Source organism: Alkalimonas collagenimarina, from assembly GCF_030717845.1.
Lineage (GTDB): Bacteria > Pseudomonadota > Gammaproteobacteria > Enterobacterales > Alteromonadaceae > Alkalimonas > Alkalimonas collagenimarina.
The window spans coordinates 1-19,047 of sequence record NZ_JAUZVZ010000003.1; the positions used below are offsets into that span (position 1 = coordinate 1).

Sequence of the window (19,047 nt, forward strand, 5' to 3'; positions counted from 1 at the left end):
CCCGTAGGTGCTTTTTTTTGCTGATAGCAGGCGTGATTAACGCTTGCTGCCCATGCTGAAACGCTTCTTGAAGCGGTCAACACGACCACCAACGTCCAGTACTTTTTGCTTACCGGTATAGAACGGGTGGCAAGCAGAGCACACATCCAAGTGGATGTCTTTGCACAGTGCTGAACGGGTTTTGAAAGAATTACCGCAAGTACAGGTTGCCGTAATTTCTTGGTATTCTGGGTGAATTCCTGGTTTCATGGATTACCTCGTTAAGGCCGTATCGCCACTTGGTCGCTTTGCGCCGAGCACCATACGCAGTTACAGTTCAATTAGGGCGCGTAGTTTAATCGTTCTGGTTTATGCTTGCAACTAAAAAAACATCAATTAGATCGGGAAACTGGCTGGGTTGGTATTTGTATTGCTATACAGTAGCAGCAACCGATACACTAAGTCATAAACTACGTGCTACCCGCAAACCCATAGCCCAGAAATGTGAGTATTATCAGTGACTGTGATCCGCGTGGCACTGCCGGTGCCATTACGCCAATCGTTTGATTATCAGCTACCCCCTCCGCTGCAGGTTCAGATCGGTTGTCGGGTTAAGGTGCCTTTTGGTAAACGTGAGCTGGTCGGTGTGGTCTGGCATATTCAGCCAGACGATGCCTTTGCCAGCGATGCATTAAAGTCCGTTTTACACGTTGTGGACGAAGCACCTGTGCTATCGGAGCGACTGTGCCAATTACTCTCTTTTGCAGCCGATTACTACCATCATCCGCTTGGCGAAGTGCTTATTGCTGCGTTGCCGGCTTTGCTGCGGGAAGGCAAGCCCCTACCCGACTGTCAATCACGCTATTATGAGTTAACTGAAGATGGACAAAGCGCCAGCGAAGCAGATTTCAAACGCTCTGCCCGCCAACTGGCGCTATGGCAACACCTGATACAAGGCCCAATCGACGAAAAAGCGTTATTGCAACAGCATGAACGCACCACCTTAAACCAGCTGCTGAACAAAGCACTGATCAGATGCCAGCAAAAGCCCTTTGCCCCTTACACGCCGGCAGCGGATCACAACACCGGGTTAAAACTAACCACCGATCAGGCGCTGGTGGTCAGCCGTATTGTGCAGTCGCAAGGCCAGTTTCAACCTTTTTTACTGGAAGGCATTACCGGCTCGGGTAAAACCGAGGTGTACTTACAAAGCATTTCACCGCTACTGGCAAAGGGCCAGCAAGTATTAGTACTGGTGCCTGAAATTGGCTTAACGCCTCAAACACTGGCCCGCTTTGCCAACCGTTTTGCCGTACCCGTGCTGAGCTGGCACTCCGGGCTGACCGATACAGAGCGGCTGAATTGCTGGCAACATGCGGCCACCGGCAGTGCAGCCATTGTGATTGGCACCCGCTCCGCACTGTTTTTACGCTTTCGCAAGCTTGGTCTGATTATTGTTGATGAAGAGCATGATTCATCGCTAAAACAACAAGATGGCTTTCGTTACCATGCCCGTGATTTGGCTGTGAAACGCGCTGCGCTGGAAACCTGCCCGGTGATACTTGGCTCAGCCACGCCCAGCCTTGAGAGCCTGTACAATAGTTTGCAAGGCCGCTTTCAGCTGCTCACGCTCAGCTCGCGCGCCACCGGCCAACAACTGCCAAAACTAGAACTGATTAATCTGCAACAGCAAACCATGCGCTATGGTCTGGCCGAGCAATGCATTCAGCGCATTCACCATACGCTTAAGCAAGGGTTTCAGGTGATGCTGTTTCTGAATCGCCGTGGCTATGCATCTGCCTTAACCTGTCAGGAATGCGGCTGGCTGAGTGATTGCCATCGCTGCGATGCCAGCATGACCTGGCATAAACAAAGCCGCCAGCTGATATGCCACCACTGCGGGGCTATACGCCCGGTGCCGAAACAATGTGGCAATTGCGGTAGCACCCGGCTGGTGGCGCTCGGTCAGGGCACCGAGCAACTGGAAGAACAGTTACAACCTTTATTTGCCGATTACCCGCTGGTACGACTCGACCGCGACAGCACCCGGCGTAAAGGTAGTTTGGATCAGGCATTACAACAAATCGCCGCTGGTGGGCCACAATTGATTGTCGGCACCCAAATGCTGGCCAAAGGGCATCACTTCCCATTGGTGACATTGGTGGTAATTGTCGATGTCGACGGTGCCTTGTACAGCAGTGACTTTCGGGCGCCAGAGCAATTGGCACAGTTGATCACGCAGGTCTCAGGCCGGGCCGGCAGGGCCCAACATGCAGGCAGCGTACTGTTGCAAACCCGTTATCCAGAGCACAGCATGCTGCAGGATATTCTGCACAATGGTTACGACTCTTTTGCCCGCTTAGCACTGGAAGAACGGCAACAAACCCTGCTTCCGCCTTATTTATCGCTGGCACTGTTTCGTACCGAGTCGTTACAAGATGACGTGGGCCAACAATGGCTGCAGCAACTGGTTGAGCTCGCCCAAAAGCTGGCACCGGAGATACAGTTACTGGGGCCTATTCGTGCGCCACTTGAGCGCAAAGCCGGCAAGTATCGCTGGCAATTGCATTGCTATGCCAAGCAACGCCGACCACTGCACCAGCTGTTACAACAACTAATTATTGAAGCTGAGCGTTGGCCACTCAGCCGCAAACTACGATGGCAGTTGGATGTTGACCCCATTGATTTAGCTTGAGTACATAAAATCGCATATCAATGCGCAAAATCTAATCGGCAACATCCGCATACCTCGGCAAAACGACAAACGGCATTGTCCTTTGCCGGCACAACCAGCTAGAATAGCGGTTCGAATTAACTCAGATATCGTTGTACAGCATGCCAAGACGTGATTATGTAAAAACAGCACGCCCCAAAACCACTAGCCGCAAAAAAGCACCGGCTAAAGCCCCTTTCCCATGGTTGCTGATGGTGGCGACTGCGTTGTTGGTACTGCTGTTTGTTTGGTTTTTGTGGACGCTGAATAAGCAAGCGCCAGTACAACAGATGCCGGCGCCAGTACCTGCTGTGGTGAAGGACGATCTGCCCGAGCGCCCTACCCAAGAGCCTTATCAATACATTGAGGAGCTGGAAAATCGTCAGATCGTGGTCGAAGTTCCTGAACTGGAAGCTAAAGGGCCATTCCAGATGCAATGCGCTTCGTTTCGTAGTGAAGAGCAGGCTGATGCCATGCGGGCTCAAATAGCCTTTGCTGGCTTCTCATCAATCACCCGTCGTACTGAGGGGAGCAATGGCGTTTGGTACCGCGTGGTATTGGGCCCATATGAGAGTCGTCGCCAGGCAGAAGCTGATCGCAATCGTTTACGTCGCAATGGTATAAACACCTGTCAGATCTGGAACTGGACTTGAAAACCGCCACCTAAGCCCTTAGATCCCAGTCAATCTCATCGTCATAAGGGCTTACCATGACAACCATAGTTTCTGTCCGCCGTAATGGCCAGGTCGCACTCGGCGGCGATGGCCAGGTTTCTCTCGGCAATACCGTAATGAAAGGCAATGCGCGTAAAGTGCGCCGCCTTTATAAAGATCAGGTTCTGGCTGGATTTGCCGGCGGTACCGCCGATGCTTTTACCTTATTTGAGCGTTTTGAAGCCAAGTTGGAGATGCATCAGGGTCATTTGATGCGTGCCGCCGTCGAGCTGGCGAAAGACTGGCGCACCGACCGCATGTTACGCAAGCTGGAAGCACTGTTAGCTGTTGCTGATGCCACCTCCTCGTTAATCATCACCGGTAATGGCGATGTCATTCAGCCGGAACACGACTTAATTGCCATTGGCAGCGGCGGGCCCTTTGCCCAGGCGTCCGCGACGGCTCTGTTGGAAAATACCGATCTTAATGCTGTCGATATCGTTGAAAAAAGCCTTACCATCGCTGGCAATATCTGTGTTTTCACCAATCAGCATCACACCATTGAACAATTATAAGCAGGTTAACTTATGTCAGATATGACTCCGAGAGAAATTGTCCATGAGCTGGACCGGCACATCATTGGTCAACATCAGGCCAAGCGCGCAGTCGCTATTGCCTTACGCAACCGCTGGCGCCGTATGCAGTTACCAGAAGCGCTGCGTCAGGAGGTCACTCCCAAAAATATCCTGATGATTGGCCCGACTGGTGTCGGTAAAACCGAAATTGCCCGTCGATTAGCAAAGTTGGCCAATGCGCCATTTATCAAGGTAGAAGCCACTAAGTTTACCGAGGTGGGTTACGTCGGCAAAGATGTAGAGAGCATTATTCGCGACTTGGCCGACAGCGCAGTAAAATTATTGCGTGAGCAGGAGATAGCGAAGAACAAATATCGGGCAGAAGAAGCCGCTGAAGAGCGCATTCTGGATGCCTTGCTGCCAAGCGGTAGCCGCGATCAGTGGAAAGACGATGCACCAGCGCAAGACAGCAATACCCGTCAGGTGTTTCGCAAGAAACTACGCGAAGGGCAGTTGGACGATAAAGAGATTGAAATCGATGTCGCACAGCAGCAAATGGGCATTGAAATCATGACCCCTCCGGGCATGGAAGAGATGACCTCTCAATTACAGAGCATGTTCCAAAACCTAGGCGCGGATCGCAAGAAAAAACGCAAACTGAAAATCAAAGATGCCTTTAAACTGCTGGTGGAAGAAGAAGCCAGTCGACTGGTGAATCCAGAAGAATTAAAGCTGCAAGCCGTCGAGTTGGTCGAACAGCACGGTATCGTATTTTTGGATGAAGTGGATAAAATCTGTAAACGTGCTGACAGTGGCGGCCCCGATGTCTCACGCGAAGGCGTGCAACGCGACTTACTGCCATTGATTGAAGGCTGCACCGTCAATACCAAACATGGCATGATCAAGACCGATCACATTTTATTTATCGCCTCAGGGGCCTTTCAGATGAGCAAGCCCTCCGATCTGGTGCCTGAGTTGCAAGGTCGCCTACCTATCCGGGTCGAACTCTCTGCTCTTACGGCTGATGATTTTGAGCGCGTGCTAACAGAACCGAAGGCATCCCTGACCGAACAAAGCATTGCTATGCTCGGCACTGAAGGGGTCTCGCTGGAGTTTAAACAGGATGGCATTCGACGTTTAGCTGATGCTGCTTTTCATGTGAATGAAAAAACCGAGAATATCGGTGCACGTCGGTTGTACACCGTGATGGAACGCTTGTTGGATGAAGTCTCGTACGAAGCAGCCGATCATACTGGCCAGACCGTGGTTATTGACGCCGCCTATGTAGATAAACATCTGGATGCTTTAGTACAAGATGAAGATCTGAGTCGCTTTATTCTGTAAAACTGGTTATTGATAAGGACTGACCATGGCCGCGGCACCTGCACTGACCCGGTTGCATTACCATCAGCGAAGCAAGCAGTTGGATATATGCTTTGCCGATGGCACTGAAAGCTGCTTAAGCGCAGAGTTTTTGCGGGTGCACTCACCATCTGCTGAGGTTCAGGGTCATGGCAATCCGAAACTGGTGTTAAATAAATCAGGAGTCGGCATCAGCACAATCGAACCGACCGGACACTACGGTGTCCGGATCGTGTTTGATGATGGCCACCAAACCGGCATATTCAGCACGCACTATCTGTATCACCTTTGCCAACATCATCAGGAACTGTGGCAACAGTACCAAGAAAACGTGGCACAACAACAACAGATCCCGATACGGCTCAAGCTTTAAACCGATCCACCGTTTGGTGCAAACGCGCTGCCTGCATCGCAACTTCTTCACTTATTTCAGCATTATGCTGTGCTAATTGGTATGAATTTACTGAAATATCACGGATTTTCACCACATTTTGATTCACTTCTGCGGCAACCTGACTTTGCTCTTCAATAGCTGCTGCAATTTGCGTCGTCATATCCATTATACCGCTGACATCCTCGGTAATTTGCAGTAACAAATTGGTCGCCAACTGTGCTTGGTCAGCGCTGGATAAGCCCTTCTCACGACAACTCACCATCACCTGCACAATTTGCTGGGTTCGGCCTTGTAAGCCGCTAATGATGTCTTCAATTTGCCGGGTTGATTCCTGAGTGCGCATCGCTAAATTACGCACCTCGTCTGCCACCACGGCAAAGCCTCGCCCCTGCTCACCCGCACGCGCAGCTTCAATGGCAGCATTGAGCGCTAGTAAGTTGGTTTGCTCGGCAATGCCTCGGATCACATCCAACACCGAACCTATAGTATGGCCATCCTGCTCTAAGGCTTCTACGACTGACGTCGCTCCTTGCAATTCAGCCGACAATTGCTGAATACCTAGCACGGTTCGCTCTACCTCCTGCTGACCATGCTGGGCATTATCGTTGGTACTGCTGGCCCGGCTGGCCGTATTTTCAGTATTGCTGGCGATTTCATTAATGGTAGCGCCCATTTCTGTCACCGCTGTCGCCACCATATCGCTTTCCTGTTGCTGCAACTGCATGCCATCACTGGTTTCATTGGTAGACTTTGCCAGTTGTTGAGTGGCGGTATCCAGCATCTCCAGCGCCTGATTGACGTTATTCACCAACTCCTGAAAATCACCAATCATGCCATTGACATCCATTGCCAGCGCCGTCATTTCATCCTGGCCTTGCTCCTCAATACGCTGGCGAAAATCATTGTCCCGCCGGATCAAACCAACCGTCTGACAAACCGCCATAATTGGCTGCAATATGCTGCGACTGGTCAGAAAAACCAACCCGAGCACCAAGGCCAACACAAACACAAAAAAACCAATGGCAAGGTTTTGCGTACGATTGACCGCTGCAGTAATGGCTTCTCCTGTGGCTTCAGTCATTTGTTGCAAACTCTGCTCGGTGGCATGAATGGCACTGCGCATCTCCCCCTGCAAGCCCGAGTTTTGGTCCAGCCCAGCCTGCTGATAAGCCGATACCAGATTAGAAAAAGCGCTCTGGTAATCAGTGCTCAGCTGCTCTATCTGCTGTCGACTGCCAGCATCGACAATACCGGTTTGAATAAAACGTTGCAGCTGCTGCATATCCTGAGAAAATCGCTGATAATAATCGGCATCTCGACGCAGTAAGAAATCTTTTTCATGCCGGCGCAGTTGCAACAACAGCGCCATCAGGCGATCATCGGAGCGTTGCTGTATCATCCGCTCTATTTGCTGTGCTGCGGTACGTAGTTCCCCTTGCAGTCCTTGCTCTGGAGTCAATCCCATGAACTCATATTGCCGCACTAAGGCACTGAAGCTTCGTTGATACTGCTCGGTCAGCCGACTAAACTCCTGCAAGGCTCCCCGATCAATACCATGCCGCTGCAGGCGAGCATCCAAACTGCTGGCTAACTGTTGCATACCACTATAATGCTGCTGCATTCGATCCAGATAACGTGCTTCAAATCGAAGCAAAAAATCTTTTTCATGGCGACGAAACATCAATACGTCGGTATTGAGGCGTTGCACACTTTCCTGCGCTTGTGCCAGACTGGTCAACTGATTACTTTGATAGAAAAGTAACATGAGCATAATCAGCATACCGGCTACCAAAGCTACCCCATTCATCATTAACCGCTGCTTGATACTAAATTGTCGAAACATGAGATTGATCCACCTGAGATAAACGTGTTTTCATTAACAATCATAGTCACTCTTCAAAAAAATACAGCTGGTTTCATCAGAAAACCATGAAATTCCCGAACTTGGAAAATACACTCGCCAATAGTTCCGCTAACCATCTAGCATGCCTAAAAAAATAAACGCGAAGTAACTACTTGAGCTGCCCTACAGGGCAGTTATACTGTCAACACACCCTACCGTATTTCCCAGGAGCACCAGATGGAATACAACACGTCCGAGTTATGTGATCTCTATGCTGATATGATCGATGTGGTCGAACCCTTGTTTAGCAACTTCGGAGGTCGTCATTCTTTTGGAGGTCAGGTGCGAACCATCAAATGCTTTGAAGACAATGGCCTCATCCGTAAAGTACTGGCTGAGTCAGGCATTGGCAAAGTTCTGTTGATTGATGGCGGCGGCTCTACCCGACGTGCACTCATTGATGCCGATACAGCAGCTCTGGCTGCAAGTCAGGGTTGGGAAGGTATCGTTTGTTATGGCAGCGTTCGTGATGTGGATGCACTGGAAGACTTTGATATTGGCATTCAAGCCATGAATTCCATTCCGGTCGGAGCCGATGACAAAAGGTTTGGTGAATTGGATGTGCCGGTGAATTTTGCTGGCGTCACCTTTTTACCCGATGATCATTTATACGCTGATAATACCGGCATTATTTTGTCTCCAGACCCACTCGATATAGAGTAATTGGCATGAGCTTGCATCGTTATCAACCAACCGATCTTGAGTTGTGGCAGAAAAAACGGCCGCAGGAAGAACGTCTGGCAGAAAAGTTGCTGTTTTTATCTGCGGACTTGCCACTCGCTGATGCGTTGTTGGCTGCCCGCCAGCAACACTGCAAGGTGGCTTTGCTTGGTATCCCGGAAGACATTGGCCCCAGAGCCAATCTTGGGCTTGGCGGCGCCGACCAGGGCTGGTCAGCCTTTTTATCGGTCTGGCTGAACTTGCAAGCCAATGCCTTTAGCCAAAAAATTGGCCCCGTGCTCATGGCTGGCACCGTACAGTGTGACGATTTGCAACATCAAGCAAACGATCTGGATGTAAGCCAACCGAAGCAACTGCAGCAGTTGCGTGCGCTCTGTACCGAGCTGGACCAACGGGTTGAGGATGTGATGGTTCAATTGTTCCAGGCTGGTTTCTATGTAGTCGTAATAGGAGGCGGGCATAATAATGCCTACCCACTGATTAAAGCCTTAGCTGCTGCGACCGAACAACCCATTCATTGTGCTAACCTCGACCCACATGCAGACTTTCGGCCACAAGAGGGCCGCCACAGTGGCAATGGGTTTAGCTATGCATGGCAACAGCAACTGCTGGCCAACTATTTTGTGCTGGGGTTGCATGAGCTGAAAAACTCGCAAGCCAGTATAGACCAGTTACAACAAGCCGGGGCTGAGTTTATCAGCTTGCAAGCGATGTTTACCCGCCAACAAATCAGCTGGCAAGAGGCCTTGGATCGCTGCATCGACTTTGTCGCTGACTCTACTGGGTCCATAGGTATTGAACTAGATACAGACAGCATTGAGTTAATGCCTGCCAGCGCCTTCACCACGGTCGGTGTCTCGGTGCATCAGGCCGCTCAGTACGTGCATCAGCTGGCTTTTTTACCCAGAAGTCGCTATCTGCATTTAGCAGAAGCCGCCCCAGCCAGACATCCAGCTGGGCAAGCGGCAGGCATGCAGCACTGCGGTCAGGTGTTGGCTGCTTTATGCGATGCCTTTATGCAAGCGAAGGCGGGGCTGGTGGATTCCCATGTTGATGCTGCCATTGGTTAAGCCAGGGTTGTAACCCTTTCAGTTCAAATGGACGCGAATAGAAAAAGCCTTGTCCTAACGTGCAGCCCATGCGGATCAGCTTTTGCTCCACCAATGATTCCTCAATGCCTTCGGCAACCACTCCCAGCTCAAGATTACGGGCAATATCGATAATGGCGCCAGTGATGGCCATATGGGTATCGCTTTTGTGCAGTTGATTGATAAAACTACAATCAATTTTGACATGACTGATAGGAAGTTGCCGTAAATGAAACAGCGATGAAAATCCAGTACCAAAATCATCCAGCGCTAGCTCAATACCTAAGTTTTTCAAACGTTGCAGCATGGTGATGGCTTGCACCGGGTCCTCCGTCAAAGCCCGCTCAGTTAGCTCCAACACCAACCGGTCTGGTTTAACATCGTACTCCTGAAGTAAACGATTGATGGTATCCAGCAGCTCATCCTGCAACAAATCTTTCGACGAAATATTCACCGCTATTTTCATCTTTGGAAAGTCGGCTTTCAGCTCAGCTAGCATAGCAATAGCCCGATCAAGCACCCATTCAGTCAGCGAATAAATCACCCCCAACTGCTCAGCCAACGCCAGAAAATCTTCCGGTGCCAGCATCCCTAAGCGAGGATGCTTCCAACGGATCAAGACCTCAGCGGCGACCAAGTTTCGTTGTTTTAAATCGATTTGCGGCTGTACGTACAAGACCAGTTCATTCTGCTCAATGGCCTGGCGCAATTCAGCCATCAGTCGCAGCTTCTCATCGGTATAATGCAATAAGGCCGGATCAAATACCGCAGCATCGGACTGCACTCGGTGATGCTGCAAAGCCTGGTAAGCACGATCCAGTAATTCATTCAATTGGCTGCCATGCTCTGGGTAATAGGCAATACCACTAACCAATTGGTAATCCATCGCACAACTGTGCAATACCAGTGGTTGCACGACTGTCTGCTCTATCTCTCTGGTGAGTTGTTCGGCCAAATAAGGCTGCTCGGTGATGTCTGCCCAGGCGACAAAGTCTACCCCTCCCAGATGACACAACCGAACCGGCTTGTCCTCTCGCCATTCGAGGCACAGTAAGGCGTCATGATCTTGCAAGCGCTGATTGATGCGATGGGCCAGTTGAGCCAGCAGAATATTGCTATGCTGGTAACCAAGCGCTTCATTAATACTTTCAAACTGAGTGACTTTAAATAGCAACAGCGCGTAATGACGATCTTCGCTATGTTGCAACAGTGGTTGCAACTGTATGCGCAGCAATTGTTTATTCGGGTAACCGGTACTTTCATCATGCAGCCACTTTTGTTCCACAGGTGCTGTAATCTGCTGATCTAAGCGATGCTGTAAACTACGTATACGCCATATCAATACCACAATGACGGCGACCAAACTAAGTGGCAACCACAACAGCCAGTTTGGCGTGGCAACGACATTCGCAGCCACGACAGGAGGTGTTGTTAGCGCCATCAAGGCAACGATGAAGTACCGCATAACCGCGAAATCCTGAACATCTGGTCTGCCTAGCATAGCGTGTAAATATACATTGTAAAGCGTGAGTTAAAAGGGAATCGTTTTACCCCCAATCACCAGTTGGGTTAATGGGTTCACCCCTTGTTGATAGGCCAATTCAGCCGGTTGCACCATCGTATAACAACCAAAGTCAGCACGCAGCCCAACCGCCAGCATACCGGCATCATCGACCCCTAACGCTTTGGCCGCATGTCGGGTTACTCCCAGTAAGGCTTCTTCAGGGGTGAGTGCAAACAGCGTGCAGGCCATATTCAACATTAACGGCAAATTACACAATGGCGAAGTGCCTGGATTCAAGTCAGTCGCCACCGCCATAGGGACTTGATACTGTCGCAGCAGCTCAATCGGTGGTAACTGCGTTTCTTTTAAGAAATAATAAGCACCTGGCAACAACACGGCAACCGTGCCAGCCTGCGCCATGGCCTTTACGCCTGCTTCATCTAAAAATTCAATATGGTCGGCGGATAAACCAGCAAATTCAGCCACCAAGGCAGTACCACCTAAATTCGATAACTGCTCCGCATGGGCTTTCACCGGCAACCCCAACTGCTGCGCACACTGAAATAAGCGTTTACTTTGCGCAACACTAAAACCAATGCCTTCACAAAACACATCCACCGCATCGACCAAACCCTCTTGATGCAAAGTAGGCAGCATGGTGTGACAAAGGTAATCCATGTAAGCATCAGCATCATCAAACTCTGGTGGTAGCGCATGCGCGCCAAGAAAGGTGGTGTGGATGTGTAGAGGAAAGTGCTGTGCCAATTGCCGGGCCACCTGCAACATTTTGCGTTCGCTAGCCAGATCAAGTCCATAACCAGACTTAATTTCCAGCCGGGTCACCCCTTGCTGCATCAACGTATTGACCCGAGCTTTCGCCAGTTCAAATAACGCCTCAGCACTAGCCTCGCGTGTGGCTTTCACCGTCGAGCGAATGCCGCCGCCAGCCTGAGCAATCGCCTGATAGCTGGCACCCTGCAAGCGCATTTCAAACTCATTCGCACGGCTGCCTCCATACACCAAATGAGTATGGCAATCGATCAACCCCGGTAACAGCCACTGCCCCTGCACATCATAGACCCGGGTCTTCGCTGCTTCATAAGCGGGTAATTGCGCCTCTGGGCCTAGCCAGACGATATAGCCATCCTTGCTGGCCAATGCGCCCTGCTCTATCACACCATAAGGCGCTTGATTAGCTTGCATGGTGGCAATACGGGCATTGATCCAAACCGCATCAAAGTCAGTCATGGTTTACTCCAGTAGCTATCCTTCTTTAAAATAGTGTACCACAAAACTTGTATATACAACCAAAATCCGTTATTTTTACGATTAAGAATCCTCAATGGTTGGAGCAACCGAGATGGCTGTGGCGAAATTCGCAGAAATTAAAGAACACATGCTGACGCAAATTGAAATCGGTGCCTGGCCGGAGCACAGTCGTGTGCCGTCAGAAAATGAATTGGCCGAGCAATTTTCCGTCAGTCGGATGACCGCACGCCGGGCATTACAAGAACTGACTGAGCAAGGCATTCTGTACCGCACTCAGGGCGTGGGCAGCTTTGTCGCCGCCTTAAAATCACAATCATCCTTGCTGGAAATTCGCAACATTGCTGATGAAATCCAAAGTCGGGGCCATAGCTACAGCGCGCAGTTGCTGCAATTGACCGAACTGCCTTGCCCTGCGGTGATTGCGTCTGCCTTGGGGTTAAAGCACCAGCAACAAGTGTTTTTTTCCTTGATTGTGCATTACGAAGATCAAGTACCACTGCAATTGGAAGCACGCTACGTCAACCCGCAGCAGATCCCAGATTACATTCAGCAAGACTTTTCTCACATTACGCCGCACCTGTATTTAAGTCAGGTCGCGCCCTTAACCGAAGCTGAGCATACCGTCGAAGCGATCTTGCCTGATCATTTTACTTGCCAGCATTTGCACTTGAAAAAACCAGAAGCCTGCTTACGATTAACCCGCCGCACTTTTAGTCGCGATGGTGCCGTGAGTTTGGCTTATCTTACCTCGCCAGGTAGTCGCTACCGGCTGGGTGGTCACTTAAATTTTGCGCTTGAAAAGCGCAGTTAGGAGCATCCTATGTCTGACTCACGTTTCGATCCAGCGCGCGTTATTCGCGCCCCACATGGCAGCACCATCACCGCCAAAAGCTGGTTAACCGAAGCCGCCAAACGCATGTTGATGAATAATCTGGATCCCGATGTTGCTGAGCATCCTCAAGCCTTGGTGGTGTATGGTGGTATTGGCCGGGCCGCCCGCGATTGGGCCTGCTTTGATAAAATAATCGAGGTACTGGACCGGTTGGAAGACGACCAAACTTTACTGGTGCAAAGTGGTAAACCAGTAGGTGTTTTTCCAACACACCCTGATGCCCCCCGAGTGCTGATTGCCAACTCGAATTTGGTACCAGCCTGGGCTAACTGGGAGCACTTTAACGAACTGGATAAAAAAGGTCTGATGATGTACGGCCAGATGACCGCTGGCTCTTGGATTTACATTGGCTCGCAGGGCATCGTGCAAGGCACCTATGAAACCTTTGTCGCCATGGCTAAGCAGCACTTTAACGGTAATGCCAGCAATAAATGGATCCTCACCGGTGGTTTAGGTGGCATGGGCGGCGCTCAACCTTTGGCTGGCACCATGGCCGGTTTTCATATGATTGCTTGTGAAGTCGATGAAAGCCGTATCGATTTCCGTTTGCGTACCGGTTATGTTGATGTGAAAGCCACCAACCTCGATCAAGCGCTTGAGTTGCTTGAAACCGCCAAGCAGAGCAGCAAGCCAACCTCAATTGGCTTGCTCGGCAATGCCGCTGATATCTTTGCTGAGCTGGTAAAGCGCAACATCATCCCTGATATCGTTACCGATCAGACCTCTGCCCATGATCCACTCAATGGCTACTTACCTCAAGGCTGGAGCATGGCTAAAGCAGCCGATATGCGACAGCAGGATCCACAAACCGTGGTCAAAGCAGCGAAACAATCGATGGCGGTGCAGGTGCAAGCGACGCTGGATATGCAAACGAAGGGGGCAGTGGCCGTCGATTACGGCAATAACATCCGGCAAATGGCTAAAGACGGAGGCGTACAAAATGCCTTTGATTACCCAGGCTTTGTGCCGGCTTATATCCGCCCTCTGTTTTGTGAAGGCGTTGGCCCCTTCCGCTGGGTTGCTTTATCTGGTGACCCGGAAGATATCTACAAAACCGACCAAAAGGTCAAAGAGCTGATTCCGGATCACCCACATTTGCACCACTGGCTGGATATGGCCAGAGAAAAAATTCATTTTCAGGGCTTACCAGCCCGTATTTGTTGGATCGGTTTAAAAGATCGGGCCCGCATTGCGCTGGCATTTAATGAGATGGTGAAAAGTGGCGAATTAAGCGCTCCTATCGTCATCGGTCGTGACCATCTGGATTCTGGATCTGTGGCCAGCCCCAATCGTGAAACCGAAGCCATGCTGGATGGTTCTGATGCCGTTTCAGACTGGCCGCTCTTGAATGCCTTACTAAACACGGCCGGTGGTGCCAGTTGGGTGTCATTGCACCATGGTGGTGGAGTCGGTATGGGCTACAGCCAGCATTCGGGCGTGGTTATCGTTGCCGACGGCACCGAGGCAGCAGCAAAACGGCTGGGGCGAGTCTTGTGGAACGACCCGGGTACCGGTGTCATGCGTCATGCCGATGCCGGTTATGACATTGCCAAAGACTGCGCCCGCCAACAAGGCCTGGATTTACCTATGTTGGACCAACCGACCATTACGGAGTAAGCCATGAGTACAGTATTTACCTTAACACCAGGCCAGTTAAGCCTGAGCCAATTGCGCCAACTGTGGCAAACGGAGCAATCCCTTGAGCTGGACTCTGGCGCCTACCAAGCCATCAATACCTCGGCCAAAACAGTGGCTGATGTCGTCGCTACTGGCAAAACCGTCTATGGCATCAATACCGGCTTTGGCCTGTTAGCCAACACCAAAATTGCGCCGGATCAACTGGAGCTATTGCAGCGCTCCATCGTGTTATCCCACGCCGCGGGCTATGGCGATTTAATGCATGATCAATCCGTACGATTGATCATGATCCTAAAAATCAACTCACTGGCACGTGGCTATTCTGGTATTCGCCCAGAAATCATTGATGCCATGATCGCCATGGTCAATCACGGGTTGTACCCCTGCATTCCTGCGCAAGGTTCTGTCGGCGCTTCTGGTGATTTGGCCCCGCTGGCTCACATGGTGCTACCGCTGATTGGCGAAGGCGAAGTTCGTTATCAAGGTAAAATCTATCCGGCACAAGAAGCGCTGGCCTTGGCTGGCTTAACTCCGGTTACTTTGGCTGCTAAAGAAGGCCTGGCACTGTTAAACGGCACTCAGGTCTCCACCGCATTAGCTCTTGAAGGGTTATTTTATGCCGAAGATCTCTACGCAGCAGCCAGCGTCATCGGTGCCCTAAGTGTCGAGGCTGCCCTTGGCAGCCGAGCCCCTTTCGATGCACGGATTCATGCCATTCGCGGCCAACGCGGCCAAATCGATGCCGCCGCTATTTACCGGCACTTATTGCAAGACAGCTCTGAATTAGGCGCATCGCATCAGGATTGTGAAAAGGTGCAAGATCCCTACAGTTTGCGCTGTCAGCCTCAGGTGATGGGTGCTTGCTTAACGCAGATCCGCCAGGCTGCTGATGTGCTGCAAACCGAAGCCAATGGTGTCACCGATAATCCGCTGGTGTTTGCCGAGGAAGGCGATATTTTATCGGGTGGTAATTTCCACGCCGAACCCGTTGCTATGGCCGCTGATAACTTAGCATTGGCGATTGCAGAGATTGGTGCCCTGTCTGAACGCCGTATGGCTCTGTTGATTGATGCCAGCCTAAGCAAACTGCCCGCGTTTTTAGTCAACAATGGTGGCGTCAACAGCGGCTTTATGATTGCTCAAGTCACTTCGGCGGCACTGGCCTCTGAAAACAAATCACTGGCCCACCCCGCCAGTGTCGATAGCTTACCTACCTCCGCCAACCAGGAAGATCATGTCTCAATGGCGACCTTTGCGGCAAGACGACTCACCCAGATGGCGAACAACACCCGCGGTGTTCTCGCGGTGGAATATTTAGCCGCAGTGCAAGGGCTCGATTTTAGAGCTCCACTGAAAAGCACACCACCACTTGAGCATGCACGTCAGATCTTGCGAGCTCAGGTCGCTTTTTATGCTGAAGATCGCTACTTTGCACCTGATATCAAAGCCACGGCGCAACTACTGGCCGAAGGTCAGCTAACACCGTTAATTCCTGCCAACAGCTTAGTCAGCTGTTAATTCGCCTGAGTACGCCAGTTCACACTGGCGTACTCAGCTAAATATGCTGTCCCACCAAATCTGGCTAGACCAGTTGCTCTACATTTGTTATTTTCTAAGCAAACTATAATTAAAAGAACCAGCTTGCTTGAGACTATAACTATGACGCTTACTATTGCACACCGTATTATTCTTGGGTTTGGCCTAATCGTTTTATTGCTGGTGATCGCAAGCAGTTCAGCGTTTTTTAGCTTTGTCTCTATTGAACAATCGAATCGCAACGTCAATGAGCTTGCTATACCGACACAGCAACTGAGCAATCAAGCACAAATTCGCTTACTCCGGATGGCCAATGCCAGTGCACAAGGCTTTGCCACCGAACAACCAGCTCAGATCCAGCATCATCAGCAAAGCTTCCAAGACAACGATTCACAGCTGCAACAATTATTAACCCAAGGCTTGCGGCTCACTGCAGGTCATGAACAGATGCAACAGTCCTTGCAACGTGCCTCCCAACAGCGCGAACAGTACCAACAATCCGCTCAACGCATGTTTCAAAACCGGCTTCAGGTGGAAAGTAGCCAACAGCAGGTGCAGAATACTTTTAACCAGCTAGAGCAAGATTTAGATGCCTTGGGCGCGGTACTGCTGGATTTGTCTTACATGAATATTCCACAGACCGAGGCGCTGGAACTGATCGAAGGCACGGCAGGAAGAATCGATGGCCAGCTTCTCGGATTGATCAATACTTTACGAGAAGTAGCCAATGCCACCGATATCGATCAACTGCAACGCAGCGAAGAGAACATTCTTTTTGTCTTTAGTGATATGCAAGTCAATATCGACTATCTGGACCAATTGGTTGAAACCATCAATACCGATGGCCTTTGGCAAGATTTTCAACAGCAACTGGCCGCAGTGGAGCAAGCCCTCACGGTCGAGCAAACCTTACTTAATCTGCAACAACAACGCTTGACCTTACAACAAAATGCCCGCCACCAGTTGGCATCAGCCGAACAAGAGTTTGAAGCAGTCATGTCCGCTTTGCAACAAACAGCCGCTGCAGCGGATGAACAAGTCAGCTTGTTGCAACAAACCGTCAGCCGGACCATTCAATCCGGCAATATCAGAAATGGTATTATTCTGCTGGTGCTGGTGGTACTAGCAACTGCGATAGCCTGGGTCACCATCCGCGCTATGTTGCAACCTCTGGCAAAGATCAATGAAGCACTTAGCATTATGGCCCGGGGCGATTTAAGCCCACGCTTAACCATCCAACGTCAAGATGAGTTTGGGACTCTGGCAGCGAATGTCAATCGACTGGTTGAAGCACTTAGTGGGCTGGTCCAACGTATACAAAGTTACTCCACTGAACTGACACAAAGTGCCCAGCTCTCTGGCCATGATATCGATGACATTCGACAATCCCTGCTGCAGCAAACCGATCGTATCGCCAGCATCAACTCAAGTACGCACCAGCTCAGTGAACAAAGCCAACACATCACCACGCAAGCTGAACAAGCGTTGCAAGAGATGAATCAAGGCATGCAACATAATGATAAAGTGCATGAGCTATCCTCGCAAAACAATCAACGGATTGAGCATCTGGCTAGTCAACTGAATGGCATCGACCAACTGATGCAGCAGGTGCACCAACAAACAGAGCAAATCGGCACCATTCTCGATACCATCGGCAGCATTGCTGAACAAACCAATCTACTGGCACTTAATGCAGCGATAGAAGCAGCCAGAGCTGGCGAACAAGGTCGTGGCTTCGCAGTGGTCGCTGATGAAGTCAGAACGCTGGCTGGCCGCACTCAGCAAGCCACGAATGATATTCAGCAGATGATTGAGGCACTGCAAAAAGTAGCCTCCACGGCAGTGAAAGCAGTGCAACAAGGCAATGATGATGCCAGTCAATGCGTGCAGGAGAATCAGCATCTTTTAACCGCATTGCAGCACATTAACCGCGCCATTACCCAAATGCATAGTATTAATGCCAGCATTGCGGAAGCGACTGCGGTTCAATTACAACAAGGTGAGCAAATTAATCAATCTATGGAGGTGGTGGTTCAGCTGGCCCATACCAGCTCAGACAAAGCAGACAGTACCCAAGCACACAGTCAGGATGTGACCCGACTAGCCAATGAGTTGGAGCAAGCCAGCGCTGCATTCAGACTCAAGAGCTAGGTGTCGGCTTACAGGAGAGTTCAGCAGCATCAGTTCAATGCAAACTGACTGCTGAACACAGGATCATTTTGGTTAGCATGATGCTCGATCAGCTCAATTCCAGCCTCACGAGCAAAGATGCGCTCTTGGCTGGTAAAGCCCTGGAAGCTGATAATAATGCCACGGTCACAATCCGTACTCAGCATCTGCTGGAAACGTTCACGTAAGCACTCCATACTGACCATGCAATCTGCATCTGGATGGAAGTAAACTAAGGTTTTGCCTCGCCCGTTGTACCAAAATAACACTTCACTATCATCGTTAGTAGCAAGCTCTACCTCACCATGCTGCTGGAAATATTGTTTCAGGCGAGTGAAAAAAAATTCCTGCTGCTCGAAACGGTCCTGACCTCGTCTAAATCGTTTTGGTAGCGCCAACCAAGAGTTGCCAGAATCCAGTTCGATAAATGCGATCAAATTAAACATCAGGGCCGATACAAACAGCAGGATAAACGCCCACAACAGGAAAGTGGACCAAAACTGACTCAAGGTCAGCTCTGGTTGTGCAAACAGGATGGAGTGCTCTGAAAAAAGCAAAAATAAGGCACCAGAACCAATACCGAGTAAAGTACTGATGGTGGATAATAATAACCATTGGCTACGCATAAGAACTCAACCCTGAGTTGCAAAACTATGTCGAGTAGTATGCGTAGTAAGGGGATGCATGTCCT

The 19,047-nt window shown here is 50.4% G+C and carries 16 protein-coding genes; 11 read left to right on the plus strand and 5 right to left on the minus strand.

What is annotated here, in order from left to right; genetic code table 11:
• Positions 1-36 precede the first annotated feature (36 nt).
• A complete protein-coding gene (gene rpmE, locus Q3O60_RS02375) occupies positions 37-249 on the minus strand; it encodes a 50S ribosomal protein L31 (protein ID WP_305892303.1) in 213 nt (70 codons plus the stop codon).
• Positions 250-496: 247 nt separating this feature from the next.
• Between rpmE and priA the strand changes: the two genes are divergently transcribed.
• The 5 genes from priA (at position 497) to Q3O60_RS02400 (ending at position 5,655) form a co-directional block, all read left to right on the plus strand.
• Positions 497-2,674, plus strand: coding sequence for a primosomal protein N' (priA, locus tag Q3O60_RS02380; protein ID WP_305892304.1), 2,178 nt, complete (start codon positions 497-499; stop codon positions 2,672-2,674).
• A 140-nt stretch (positions 2,675-2,814) separates the two neighbouring features.
• Entirely contained in the window at positions 2,815-3,345 is a 531-nt protein-coding gene (locus Q3O60_RS02385; protein ID WP_305892305.1) for an SPOR domain-containing protein, read from the plus strand.
• A gap of 56 nt (positions 3,346-3,401) precedes the next feature.
• Positions 3,402-3,920: an ATP-dependent protease subunit HslV gene (hslV, locus tag Q3O60_RS02390; protein ID WP_305892306.1), complete on the plus strand. Its 519-nt coding sequence runs from the start codon at positions 3,402-3,404 to the stop codon at positions 3,918-3,920.
• A 12-nt stretch (positions 3,921-3,932) separates the two neighbouring features.
• A complete protein-coding gene (gene hslU, locus Q3O60_RS02395; RefSeq protein WP_305892307.1) occupies positions 3,933-5,264 on the plus strand; it encodes an ATP-dependent protease ATPase subunit HslU in 1,332 nt (443 codons plus the stop codon).
• A gap of 25 nt (positions 5,265-5,289) precedes the next feature.
• On the plus strand, positions 5,290-5,655 hold the full coding sequence (locus tag Q3O60_RS02400; protein WP_305892308.1) for a gamma-butyrobetaine hydroxylase family protein: 366 nt from the start codon (positions 5,290-5,292) through the stop codon (positions 5,653-5,655).
• Here the strand turns inward: Q3O60_RS02400 and Q3O60_RS02405 are convergent.
• Positions 5,645-7,519 (minus strand): methyl-accepting chemotaxis protein, encoded by a 1,875-nt coding sequence (locus Q3O60_RS02405; protein ID WP_305892309.1) that lies wholly within the window; start codon positions 7,517-7,519, stop codon positions 5,645-5,647. The genes Q3O60_RS02400 and Q3O60_RS02405 overlap by 11 nt on opposite strands.
• Positions 7,520-7,756: 237 nt before the next feature.
• Here Q3O60_RS02405 and rraA point away from each other — a divergent pair, with 237 nt between their 5' ends.
• Both rraA and Q3O60_RS02415 read left to right on the plus strand, forming a co-directional pair.
• Positions 7,757-8,242, plus strand: a complete 486-nt coding sequence (gene rraA, locus Q3O60_RS02410; protein WP_305892310.1) for a ribonuclease E activity regulator RraA — start codon at positions 7,757-7,759, stop codon at positions 8,240-8,242.
• 5 nt (positions 8,243-8,247) lie between these two features.
• Positions 8,248-9,330 carry a formimidoylglutamase gene (locus tag Q3O60_RS02415; RefSeq protein WP_305892311.1) on the plus strand — a complete coding sequence of 361 codons (1,083 nt, stop codon included), beginning with the start codon at positions 8,248-8,250 and terminating at the stop codon, positions 9,328-9,330.
• Here Q3O60_RS02415 and Q3O60_RS02420 read toward each other — a convergent pair.
• Together Q3O60_RS02420 and hutI are read right to left on the minus strand one after the other, a co-directional pair.
• Positions 9,275-10,813: a putative bifunctional diguanylate cyclase/phosphodiesterase gene (locus Q3O60_RS02420; RefSeq protein ID WP_305892312.1), complete on the minus strand. Its 1,539-nt coding sequence runs from the start codon at positions 10,811-10,813 to the stop codon at positions 9,275-9,277. The genes Q3O60_RS02415 and Q3O60_RS02420 overlap by 56 nt on opposite strands.
• Before the next feature lie 66 nt (positions 10,814-10,879).
• Positions 10,880-12,100: an imidazolonepropionase gene (gene hutI, locus Q3O60_RS02425; protein WP_305892313.1), complete on the minus strand. Its 1,221-nt coding sequence runs from the start codon at positions 12,098-12,100 to the stop codon at positions 10,880-10,882.
• Positions 12,101-12,212: 112 nt separating this feature from the next.
• Here hutI and hutC point away from each other — a divergent pair, with 112 nt between their 5' ends.
• The 4 genes from hutC to Q3O60_RS02445 all read left to right on the plus strand — a co-directional run bounded on the left by hutC (position 12,213) and on the right by Q3O60_RS02445 (position 18,338).
• Positions 12,213-12,932 (plus strand): histidine utilization transcriptional repressor HutC, encoded by a 720-nt coding sequence (gene hutC / locus Q3O60_RS02430; RefSeq protein WP_305892314.1) that lies wholly within the window; start codon positions 12,213-12,215, stop codon positions 12,930-12,932.
• Between the two features lie 9 nt (positions 12,933-12,941).
• Positions 12,942-14,630, plus strand: a complete 1,689-nt coding sequence (hutU, locus tag Q3O60_RS02435; RefSeq protein ID WP_305892315.1) for a urocanate hydratase — start codon at positions 12,942-12,944, stop codon at positions 14,628-14,630.
• A 3-nt stretch (positions 14,631-14,633) separates the two neighbouring features.
• Positions 14,634-16,169, plus strand: coding sequence for a histidine ammonia-lyase (gene hutH, locus Q3O60_RS02440; protein WP_305892316.1), 1,536 nt, complete (start codon positions 14,634-14,636; stop codon positions 16,167-16,169).
• Positions 16,170-16,310: 141 nt separating this feature from the next.
• Entirely contained in the window at positions 16,311-18,338 is a 2,028-nt protein-coding gene (locus Q3O60_RS02445) for a methyl-accepting chemotaxis protein (RefSeq protein ID WP_305892317.1), read from the plus strand.
• A 29-nt stretch (positions 18,339-18,367) separates the two neighbouring features.
• Here Q3O60_RS02445 and Q3O60_RS02450 read toward each other — a convergent pair whose 3' ends face one another.
• A complete protein-coding gene (locus tag Q3O60_RS02450; RefSeq protein ID WP_305892318.1) occupies positions 18,368-18,982 on the minus strand; it encodes a PDDEXK family nuclease in 615 nt (204 codons plus the stop codon).
• Between the last annotated feature and the right edge of the window lie 65 nt (positions 18,983-19,047).

Excerpts from the sequence above, each read along its gene's own strand:
- hutU (WP_305892315.1), top strand. The coding sequence starts at position 12,942 with ATGTCTGACTCACGTTTCGATCCAGCGCGCGTTATTCGCGCCCCACAT.
- hutI (WP_305892313.1), bottom strand. The coding sequence starts at position 12,100 with ATGACTGACTTTGATGCGGTTTGGATCAATGCCCGTATTGCCACCATG.
- hslV (WP_305892306.1), top strand. The coding sequence starts at position 3,402 with ATGACAACCATAGTTTCTGTCCGCCGTAATGGCCAGGTCGCACTCGGC.
- rraA (WP_305892310.1), top strand. The coding sequence starts at position 7,757 with ATGGAATACAACACGTCCGAGTTATGTGATCTCTATGCTGATATGATC.
- rpmE (WP_305892303.1), bottom strand. The coding sequence starts at position 249 with ATGAAACCAGGAATTCACCCAGAATACCAAGAAATTACGGCAACCTGT.
- hutH (WP_305892316.1), top strand. The coding sequence starts at position 14,634 with ATGAGTACAGTATTTACCTTAACACCAGGCCAGTTAAGCCTGAGCCAA.
- Q3O60_RS02415 (WP_305892311.1), top strand. The coding sequence starts at position 8,248 with ATGAGCTTGCATCGTTATCAACCAACCGATCTTGAGTTGTGGCAGAAA.
- hslU (WP_305892307.1), top strand. The coding sequence starts at position 3,933 with ATGTCAGATATGACTCCGAGAGAAATTGTCCATGAGCTGGACCGGCAC.
- Q3O60_RS02445 (WP_305892317.1), top strand. The coding sequence starts at position 16,311 with ATGACGCTTACTATTGCACACCGTATTATTCTTGGGTTTGGCCTAATC.
- Q3O60_RS02400 (WP_305892308.1), top strand. The coding sequence starts at position 5,290 with ATGGCCGCGGCACCTGCACTGACCCGGTTGCATTACCATCAGCGAAGC.
- Q3O60_RS02405 (WP_305892309.1), bottom strand. The coding sequence starts at position 7,519 with ATGTTTCGACAATTTAGTATCAAGCAGCGGTTAATGATGAATGGGGTA.
- Q3O60_RS02420 (WP_305892312.1), bottom strand. The coding sequence starts at position 10,813 with ATGCGGTACTTCATCGTTGCCTTGATGGCGCTAACAACACCTCCTGTC.
- hutC (WP_305892314.1), top strand. The coding sequence starts at position 12,213 with ATGGCTGTGGCGAAATTCGCAGAAATTAAAGAACACATGCTGACGCAA.
- Q3O60_RS02450 (WP_305892318.1), bottom strand. The coding sequence starts at position 18,982 with ATGCGTAGCCAATGGTTATTATTATCCACCATCAGTACTTTACTCGGT.
- Q3O60_RS02385 (WP_305892305.1), top strand. The coding sequence starts at position 2,815 with ATGCCAAGACGTGATTATGTAAAAACAGCACGCCCCAAAACCACTAGC.